The organism is Streptosporangium subroseum, from assembly GCF_900188345.1.
Classification (GTDB): Bacteria; Actinomycetota; Actinomycetes; order Streptosporangiales; family Streptosporangiaceae; genus Streptosporangium; species Streptosporangium subroseum.
On sequence record NZ_FZOD01000118.1, the window covers coordinates 1 to 10298 of the forward strand.

Below are 10298 nucleotides of genomic sequence, written 5' to 3' on the forward strand. Positions count from 1 at the left end.
GGAGGTGGGAGCGTCCACGTGCAGCGTCTTGGGCAACATGCCGTGCCGCATGGCCTGGACCATCTTGATGATCCCGGCCACGCCGGCGGCGGCCTGGGTGTGCCCCAGGTTGGACTTGACCGACCCCAGCCAGAGCGGCGTCTCCCGATCCTGACCGTACGTGGCCAGCAATGCCTGCGCCTCGATCGGATCCCCGAGTGAAGTACCGGTGCCGTGTGCCTCGACGACGTCCACGTCCTGCGACGTCAGACCGGCAGACTCCAGCGCCTGGCGGATCACCCGCTGCTGCGACGGGCCGTTCGGGGCGGTCAGACCGTTGGACGCGCCGTCCTGGTTGATCGCACTACCCCGCACCACCGCCAGGACCGGGTGGCCCAGACGCTGGGCATCGGCGAGCCGCTCGACCAGCAGCATCCCGACACCCTCACCCCAGCCGGTACCGTCCGCACCCTCGGCGAAGGACTTACACCGCCCGTCGGCGGCCAAGCCGCGCTGCCGGGAGAACCCGATGAACGTGTTCGGGGTCGCCATCACCGTCACGCCACCGGCCAGCGCGGCGTCACACTCCCCGCTACGCAACGCCTGGATCGCCAGGTGCAGCGCCACCAGCGACGACGAACACGCCGTGTCGACGGTGACCGCCGGACCCTCAAGACCAAACGTGTAGGACACTCGGCCGGAGGCGACGCTGCCGGAGCTGCCCGTGCTGAGGAAGCCTTCGACGCCGGGCGGCACCTCGGCGGTCTGCGAGCCGTAGTCGTGGTACATCAGGCCGGCGAACACACCGATCCGCTGTCCGCGCAGCCCCAGCGGATCGATCCCGGCGCGTTCGAACGCCTCCCAGGACGTCTCCAGCAGCAACCGCTGCTGCGGATCCATTGCCAGCGCCTCACGCGGCGAGATCCCGAACAGGCCCGGATCGAATTCTGCGGCGCCCCGAAGGAAACCGCCCTCCCGGGAATAGGTCGTGCCGGGATGATCAGGGTCGGGGTGATACAGGTTCTCCACGTCCCAGCCCCGGTCCTCGGGGAAGAACCCGACACCGTCCCGACCGGCCGCGACCAGATCCCAGAGCTCCTCCGGACTGCTGACACCACCCGGATAGCGACAGGCCATGCCGACGATCGCGACCGGGTCGTCGTCCACACGGGTGCGGTGGGTGAGTGTGACGGCCGGACCGTGCGTGCTGGAGAGCCGCTCGCCGAGGAAAGCGGCCAGCAGTGTGGCGTTCGGATAGTCGAAGACCAGCGTCGACGGCAGCCGCAACCCGGTCGCGGCGGCCAGCCGGTTGCGCAGCTCGACCGCGGTCAGCGAGTCGAAGCCCAGCTCGCCGAACGCGCGGTCGGGGTCGAGCTGGTCCGGTGACGCGTACCCGAGCACGGCGGTGACCTGAGCGCTGACCAGCGCGAGCACCGCTCGAGCCCGCTCGTGCTCGGGGAGCGCGGCCAGCCGCTGGGCCAGCGGGCTGCCCTGCGCGACCGCGGTACGGCGGGGGACCAGGCCGGCCAGCAGTGACGGCACGAAGTCGGCGGTACGAAGTGCCGCGGTGTCCACGCCCATCGCCGCGACAAGCGGCCGTCCACTGGCGAGCGCAGTGTCGAAGGCGGCCAGCCCCTGCTCGGCGGTGAGCGGCAGGACACCGCCACGACGCATCCGGTCACGATCGGCGTCGGTGAGCGTCTCACCCATACCGGCATCCCACAGACCCCAGGCCAGCGAGGTCGCCGGAACACCCTGCTCCCGCAACTGGGTGGCATAGGCATCCAGGAACGCATTCGCCGCCGCGTAGTTGGCCTGCCCGGCATTACCGAACACACCCGCCGCCGACGAATACAGCACAAACGCCGCCAGGTGCTGGTCCTTCGTCGCCGCGGCGAGGTTGCGGGCGGCGTCGACCTTGGCCCGAAACACCGTCTGCAACCGCTCGGGAGTCAGATCGGCCAGCAGAGCGTCATCCAGCACACCCGCGGCGTGGATCACCGCCGTCACCGGCTCGTCCCGCAGGGCTTCGGTGACCGCGTCGGCGTCGGCCACATCACAGGCGAGCGAACGCACCTCCGCCGGCGCGAGTTGACCTTCAAGGTCGGAGGTCGCACCCGACCGCGAGAGCAACACCAGTTTGCGGACGCCATGGGCCTGCACCAGGTGCCGGGCGACCAGCCGCCCCAGCGTGCCCGTCGCGCCGGTGACCACCACGGCCCCGTCCCCGAACTCCACCGCACCGGACGCCTGAAGCCGAGTCAGTCGCGGCACCCGCACCACATCGCCGCGCACCACCGCCTCCGGCGCCGGGTAGAACGCGTCCTCGTCGGCGTCCAGCAGATGGATCCGGTCCGGGTGCTCCGACTGCGCCGACCGCACCAGGCCCCACAGCGCCGCACCGTCCGGATCGGTGACCTCCTCACCCACCGCCCCGAAAGTCCGCACGACCAGCCGGGAGTCGCCCCAGGCCGGGTCAGCGAGCCAGGTCTGCAACAGCGACAGCAGGGCGGAGGCCCGATCGAGAGCAGCGCCCGAAGCCGTCGCGTTCACCAACACCACGGAGACCAGGGCCGTTTCGTTTACTGACGCCACGGAGACCGAGGCCGTCGCGTTCACCGGCACCACGGCAACCGGGACCGGCAACGGATCGCCGAGTACGAGCGAGACCGAGGCTTCGGCGGTCGGCGCGACCTCCTGTACCACCCAGTCCAACTCGAACAGCAGGCCATCCGCGGCGCGAGAGAGCTGCCCGGCTGACACCGGACGCAGCGTCAGTCCGTCGACCCGGGCGACCGGAAGGCCCGCCTCGTCGGCGAGCAGCAGCCGCACCGAGTCGGCGGAGCTCCCGGCCGTGAGCCGGACCCGCAGCGTGCCGGTGGCCGCGCCCACCACGCGCACGCCCGAGAACGCGAAGGGCAGCTGCGCGCCGTCGGCCGCCGGCAGCAGACCACCCACCCCGAGCGCGTGCAGCGCGGCGTCGAACAAGGCCGGGTGCAGGCCGAACCCATCGGCCGACTCGGCGGTCGTCACCTCGGCGAACACGGCTCCGGCGACCCGCCAGACCCGCCTCAGTCCCTGGAACGCCGGTCCATAGGTCAGGCCCGCGTCCGCGAACGCCTCGTACAGGCCGTCCAGACCGAGCTCCTCCGCGCCGACCGGCGGCCACACGATCAGGTCGGCGTCCTCCTCGGCGGCGGTGATGTCCTCCGGGGAGAGAACGCCGGTCGCGTGCAGCGTCCAGGGGATCTCGTCGTCGGTCCGGGCATGGATGGCGACCTGATGCCGTCCGTCGCCGTCCGGTGCGCTGATCGTGGTCCGGATCTGCGCGCCGCCGGACGCCGGCAGCGTCAGCGGCGCCTGGAGCAGAAGCTCGTCGAGGACCGGTGCCCCGATCCGTACGCCACCGGCGAGCGCCATCTCGACCAGGGCGGTGCCGGGGACGACCGTGGTGCCGAAGCCCGTGTGGTCGGCCAGCCACGGGTGGGTGGCGACCGACAGGCGACCGGTGAGCACGCTCTCCGGCGTGTCCGGGAGCGCGATCGCCGCACCGAGCAGTGGGTGGCCGGTCTCGGTCAGACCGAGGCCGACGGCGTCTGCGTCGTGCAGGGTCCGGCGACGTGGCCAGAAGCGCTGGTGGTCGAAGGCATAGCTCGGCAGGTCGAGGCGTTCGCCGCCACCGAGCACCGCCTTCCAGTTGACCGTGAGGCTGGTCGAGTGAAGTTCGGCGAGCGCGGTGAGCAGGGTCGTGGCCTCGTGCCGGTCCCGGCGCAGCGCGGCCACCGCCGTCGCGTCCGGGTTCGCGTCCCGGACGAGCGCGGTGAGGACACCGTCCGGCCCGAGTTCGAGTACGGCGGCAGCGTCCAGCGCCCGAGCGGCATCGGCGAACCGGACCGGTTCACGGACCTGCCGTACCCAGTACTCCGGGTCGGTCCACTGCCCGGGAGCCACCGCCGCGCCGGTCACCGTGGAAATCGCCGGAATCGCCGGCTCACTGAAGCTCAGCCCACGGGCGATCTCAGCGAACTCGGCCAGCATCGGCTCCATCAACCGCGAGTGGAACGCGTGGCTGGTGCGCAGCCGCGAGGTCTTCCAACCCCGCTCCGCCGCCAGCTCGGCGATCCGCTCAATGCCGGCCTCAACCCCGGACACCACCACCGACGCCGGACCATTCACCGCCGCGACATCAACGGCAAAGCCACCGCCATTCGGCCCGTCGCCACCGGCCAACTCGACCCGCTCGATGCCGCCCTCAACCCCGGACACCACCACCGAAGCCGGACCGTTCACCGCCGCGACGTCAACGGCGAGACCCCCGCCGTTCGACCCGTCGCCACCGGCCATGGAGTCCAGGAGCGCCCGGACGTCCACCTCCGCCGCTCCAATGGCGAGCATCGCCCCACCGGAAGGCAGCGCCTGCATCAACCGACCCCGAGCAGCCACCAGTGTGGCCGCATCCGCCAGGCTCAGGACACCGGCGGCATAGGCGGCGGTGATCTCCCCGATCGAATGCCCTGCCACGACCTCCGGGGTCACACCCCAGGAGCGCACCAGCGCCAGCAGCGCCACTTCCAGTGCGAAGATCGCCGGTTGCGCCCAGCCGGTCTGGTCCAGCAACGCCGCGTCCAGCTCGTGCAGCGGGAGATCCAAAGCCGCACAGACCTCGTCATAGGCCGCCGCGAACACCGGGAAGGCCGCATACAGCTCCCGGCCCATGCCGGCCCGCTGCGACCCCTGACCGGTGAACACCACCGCCAGAGATCCAGGCCGGACCTCTGCCGCCGGCGGTGAAGCACCGAGCACGGTGAGCAGCTGATCGCGATCGGCGGCCATCACCACCGCGCGCTGGGGCAACGGCGTCCGGTGGACAAGCGTCCAGGCGACATCGGACACCGAGGCATCCGGGTGGGCCAGCAGGTACCTGTGGAGCCGCTCGGCCTGCCCGGCGAGAGCCCGCTCGGTCGCGGCGGTGAGGACCACCGGTACGACCGGCAGCGCCGGTGGCGATACTTCCTTCAGCGCGGTGACCGGTACGGCCGGCAGCGCCGGTGGCGGTACCTCTTTCAGTGCGGTGACCGGTACGGCTTCGAGGATGACGTGGGCGTTGGTGCCGCTGATCCCGAACGAGGACACCGCCGCCCGACGCGGCCGACCAACCTCCGGCCAGGCCCGCGCCTCGGCCAGCAACTCCACCGACCCGGCCGACCAGTCCACCTGCGAAGTCGGCGCGTCCACGTGCAGCGTCTTGGGCAACATGCCGTGCCGCATCGCCTGCACCATCTTGATGATCCCGGCCACGCCGGCGGCGGCCTGGGTGTGCCCCAGGTTGGACTTGACCGACCCCAGCCACAGCGGCTCGCCGGAACGGTCACGCCCGTACGTGGCCAGCAGCGCCTGCGCCTCGATCGGATCCCCGAGCGAGGTACCGGTGCCGTGCGCCTCGACGGCGTCCACGTCCTGCGACGTCAGACCGGCACTGGCCAGCGCCTGCCGGATCACCCGCTGCTGGGACGGGCCGTTCGGGGCGGTCAGGCCGTTGGAGGCCCCGTCCTGGTTGACCGCCGAGCCCCGCACCACCGCCAGGACCGGGTGGCCGAGGCGCTGCGCGTCGGAGAGCCGCTCGACCAGCAGCATGCCGACACCCTCACCCCAACCGGTGCCGTCCGCACCCTCGGCGAAGGACTTGCACCGACCATCAGCCGCCAACCCACGCTGCCGGGAGAACCCGACAAACGTCCCCGGGGTCGCCATCACGGTGACCCCACCGGCCAGCGCCGACTCACACTCCCCGTTACGCAGCGCCTGAACGGCCAGGTGCAGCGCCACCAGCGACGACGAACACGCCGTGTCGACGGTGACCGCCGGCCCTTCCAGACCGAACGTGTAGGACACCCGCCCGGAGGCGATACTGCCGCCGGTGCCGAGGAACCCTTCGACCTGCGCCTCGGCCTGCTCCAGGACGTTCGCGTAGTCACCGTACATGACGCCCACGAACACGCCGGTCCGGGATCCACGCAGGGTTCGGGGGTCGATCCCAGCGCGCTCGAACGCCTCCCAGGAGGACTCCAGCAGCAACCGGTGCTGCGGGTCCATCGCCAGCGCCTCACGCGGCGAGATCCCGAACAGGCCCGGATCGAAGTCCGCGGCACCCGGCAGGAAACCGCCCTCCCGGGAGTAGGTCGTGCCGGGATGATCCGGATCCGGGTGATATAGGTTCTCCAGGTCCCAGCCCCGGTCCTCGGGGAAGGGCACGATCCCGTCCCGGCCAGCCGCGACCAGATCCCAGAGCTCCTCCGGGCTGCTGACACCACCGGGATAGCGGCAGGCCATACCGACGATCGCGATCGGCTCGTCGGCGCGGGCGGCAAGCGTCGGCGCGGCTGCCGCGGGAGCCGCAGGAGCCGCGTCGGCCAGTTCCGCGCCGACGTGACCGGCCAGCACCGTGGCGTTCGGATAGTCGAAGACCAGCGTCGAGGGCAGGCGCAGCCCGGTCGCGGCGGCCAGCCGGTTGCGCAGCTCGACCGCGGTGAGCGAGTCGAAGCCCAGCTCGTTGAAGGCCCGCTCGGGATCGACGTCCTCGGCCCGGCCGTAGCCGAGCACGTCTGCCACCTGCGCCCGGACCAGCCCGAGCACCGCCGCGACGCGCTGTTCGGCGGGCAGGTCGGCCAATCGTCGGCCGAGCGCGGTACCGGCGGTCGAGCGGGCCGGGGCGCGGACCAGCCCGCGTAGCAGCGCCGGCGCACCGGTGGCTTCGCGGAGCGCGACGGTGTCGATCACCAGCGGGGCGACCAGCGCCGTTCCGGTACCGAGAGCCGCGTCGAACGCGGCCAGCCCCTGCTCCGCGGTGAGCGGCAGAACACCGCCACGACGCATCCGGTCCCGGTCGGCATCGGTGAGCGTCTCACCCATGCCCGCGTCCCACAGACCCCAGGCCAGCGACGTCGCCGGCACACCCTGCGCCCGCAACTGGGTGGCGTACGCGTCCAGGAACGCGTTCGCCGCCGCGTAGTTGGCCTGCCCGGCGTTACCGAACACACCCGCCGCCGACGAATACAGCACAAACGCCGCCAGGGGCTGGTCCTTCGTCGCCGCGACGAGGTTACGGGCGGCGTCGACCTTGGCCCGGAAGACGGTGTCCAGGCGCTCGGGGGTGAGCGATTCGAGCGTGCCGTCGTCGAGCACGCCGGCGGCGTGGATGACCGCTGTCACCGGCTCGCCCCGCAGGGCTTCGGTGACCGCGTCGGCGTCGGCCACATCACAGGCGAGCGAACGCACCTCCGCCGGCGCGAGTTGACCTTCGAGGTCGGCGGTCGCACCCGACCGCGAGAGCAGGAGCAACCTGCGGACGCCATGGGCCTGCACCAGGTGCCGGGCGACCAGCCGCCCCAGCGTGCCCGTCGCGCCGGTGACCACCACCGCCCCGTCCCCGAACTCCGCCGAGCCTGACGCCTTCAGCCGAACCAGGCGGGGAACGTTGACCACACCGTCACGCACCAGCGCCTCCGGCACCGGATAGAACACATCCTCGATGCCGTCCAGCAGATGAATCCGATCCGGATGCTCCGACTGCGCCGACCGCACCAGACCCCACAGCGCCGCACCATCCGGGTCGGTGACCTTCTCGCCCACCGCCCCGAAGGTCCGTACCACCAGCCGGGAATCGGCCCAGGCCGGATCGGTCAGCCAGGCCTGGAGCAGAGCGAGCAGGGCGGCGGTGCGGTCGCGGGCGGCGCCCGGCGCGGTGGCGTTCACCAGCACGGCGGGGGCGGGGGCCGGCAGTGGATCATCGAGCGTGATCGCGACCGGCTTCTCCGGCTCGGGCGTGACCTCCTGCGGCACCCATTCGACGCCGAACAGCAGACGGTCCGCCGCGCCACCCGACAGCTGGGCGGCCGTGACCGGCCGGAGCTGGAGCGCGTCCACCTCTGCGACCGGAAGCCCGGCTCCGTCCGCGAGCAGCAGGCGTACCGTGTCGGCGCTGTCGCCCCGGGAGAGGCGGACGCGCAGTTCCCCGGTGGACGCCCCGATGATCCGCACGCCGGTGAAGGCGAATGGCAGCCGTACTTCCCCGCCCGAAAGCAGGTCCCCGGCGCCGATCCCGTGCAGCGCCGCGTCGAACAGGGCAGGGTGCACGCCGAACCCGTCGGTTACCTGGTCGACCGCGACCTCGGCGAACACTGTCTCGCCGACCCGCCAGACCCGCCGCAGGCCCCGGAACGCCGGCCCGTAGGCCAGCCCGGCATCGGCGAACGCGTCGTACAGCCCATCGATCGCGATCTCGTCGGCGCCGCTCGGGGGCCAGGCGACCAGGCTCAGGTCGGCGTCGGCCTCGGCAACCGGGGCGAGCATGCCCTCGGCGTGGGTGGTCCAGTCATCGGCGTCGCCGTCCTCGGGCTGGGCGTAGACGGTGACCGCGCGGCGGTCCGCGTCATCCGCCGACCCGACCCGTACCTGCAGCCGGATGCCGCCCTGCGGCGGGATCACCAGCGGCTCGCGGAGGACCAACTCCTCGGCACCGCCCGCGCCCACCCTCCGTCCGGCGGCCAGGACGAGGTCGAGCAGCGCGGTCCCCGGGACGAGCACGGCGCCGAACACCTGGTGGTCGGCGAGCCAGCCGGGCGCGCCCGCGGCCAGGCGGCCGGTGAGCAGGGCGCCGTCGCCGTCGGCCAGCAGCATCGCGGCGCCGAGCAGCGGGTGATCGGACGCGTACAGGCCTGCCGTGGTGACGTCGCCGGTGTCGGTGGCGGTGTCGAGCCAGTACCGCCGGCGCTGGAAGGGATAGGTGGGCAGGTCGACCGGGCGGGCAGCAGTGCCCTCGAACAACGCCCGCCACTCCACCCGCTGACCACTGACGAACAGCTCGGCCACGGCGGTGAGAAGTGTCGTAACCTCGCCCCGGCCCCGACGCAGCGCGGCCACCGCGACCGCATCCGGACTCGCCTCACCAACCAACGCGGTCAACACACCGTCCGGGCCCAACTCCAGCACGCGGTCAGCGTCCAGAGCAACCATGGCGTCGGCGAACCGAACGGGCTGACGAACCTGCTCGACCCAGTAGTCCGGGTCGGTCCACTGCCCCGCCGCCACCGCCGCACCGGTCACCGTGGAAATCGCCGGGATCGTCGGCTCACTGAAACCGAGCCCACGGACGACCCCGGCGAACTCCGCCAGCATCGGCTCCATCAGGCGGGAGTGGAACGCATGGCTGGTCCGCAGCCTGCTCGTCTTCCAACCCCGCTCCGCCGCCAGCTCGGCGACCCGCTCAATGTCACCCTCAACCCCGGACACCACCACCGACGCCGGACCATTCACCGCCGCGACATCAACGACCGGGCTATCGCTATTCGACGCGTCGCCACCGGCCAACTCGACGACCCGCTCGATGTCCGCCTCAGCCCCGGACACCACCACCGACGCCGGACCATTCACCGCCGCGACGCCAACGGGGAAGCCGCCGCCGTTCGACTCGCCGCCACCCGCGACGGCCAAGCCACCGCCACTCAACTCGCCGCCGCCACTCGACTCGCCGCCGCCGTTCGACGCATCGCCGCCGACCATGGAGGCCAGGAGCGCCCGGACATCCACCTCCGCCGCCCCAACGGCAAGCATCGCCCCACCCGAGGGCAGCGCCTGCATCAACCGACCACGAGCAGCCACCAGCGTGGCCGCATCCGCCAGGCTCAAGACACCAGCCGCATACGCAGCGGTGATCTCCCCGATCGAGTGCCCCGCCACGACCTCCGGGGTCACACCCCACGAACGCACCAGCGCCAGCAACGCCACCTCAACCGCGAAAATCGCCGGCTGCGCCCACCCCGTCTGATCCAACAACGCCGCATCCAACCCGTGCAGCGGAAGATCCAAAACCTGGCAGACCTCGTCATAGGCCGCCGCGAACACCGGGAACACGTCGTACAGCTCCCGGCCCATCCCCACCCGCTGCGAGCCCTGACCGGTGAACACCACCGCCAACCGGCCCTCAGCCGCCGTCCCCCGGATCACCGCATCACCCAGCAGCACCGCACGCTGCTCCAACACCGCCCGCGACGTCAACACCACACCGACATCCAACGGAGCCGCACCCAACGCCCGCACCCGCTGGATCTGCGCCTCCAACGACCCCGCAGACCGCGCACTCACCACCAACGGCACCACCGGCAACACCACCACCGGCCCAACCGGCCCCACCGGCCCAACCGGATCCACTGGCTCGACAGCCGGCGCCTGCTCCAAAATCACATGCGCATTCGTCCCACTGATCCCAAACGAAGACACCGCCGCACGCCGCGACCGACCCGTCTCCGGCCACACCCGCGCCT

Annotated in this window: 1 protein-coding gene and 1 pseudogene; both read right to left on the reverse strand. The window is 71.9% G+C overall.

Features of this window, described 5'->3' with window-relative positions; all coding sequences use genetic code 11:
- On the reverse strand, positions 1 to 10119 hold a 10119-nt coding region (locus CHC08_RS50405), incomplete at its 3' end, for a type I polyketide synthase (RefSeq protein ID WP_179282643.1).
- A 57-nt stretch (positions 10120 to 10176) separates the two neighbouring features.
- A pseudogene (locus CHC08_RS53185) lies at positions 10177 to 10298 on the reverse strand (ketoacyl-synthetase C-terminal extension domain-containing protein); the annotation flags it as partial.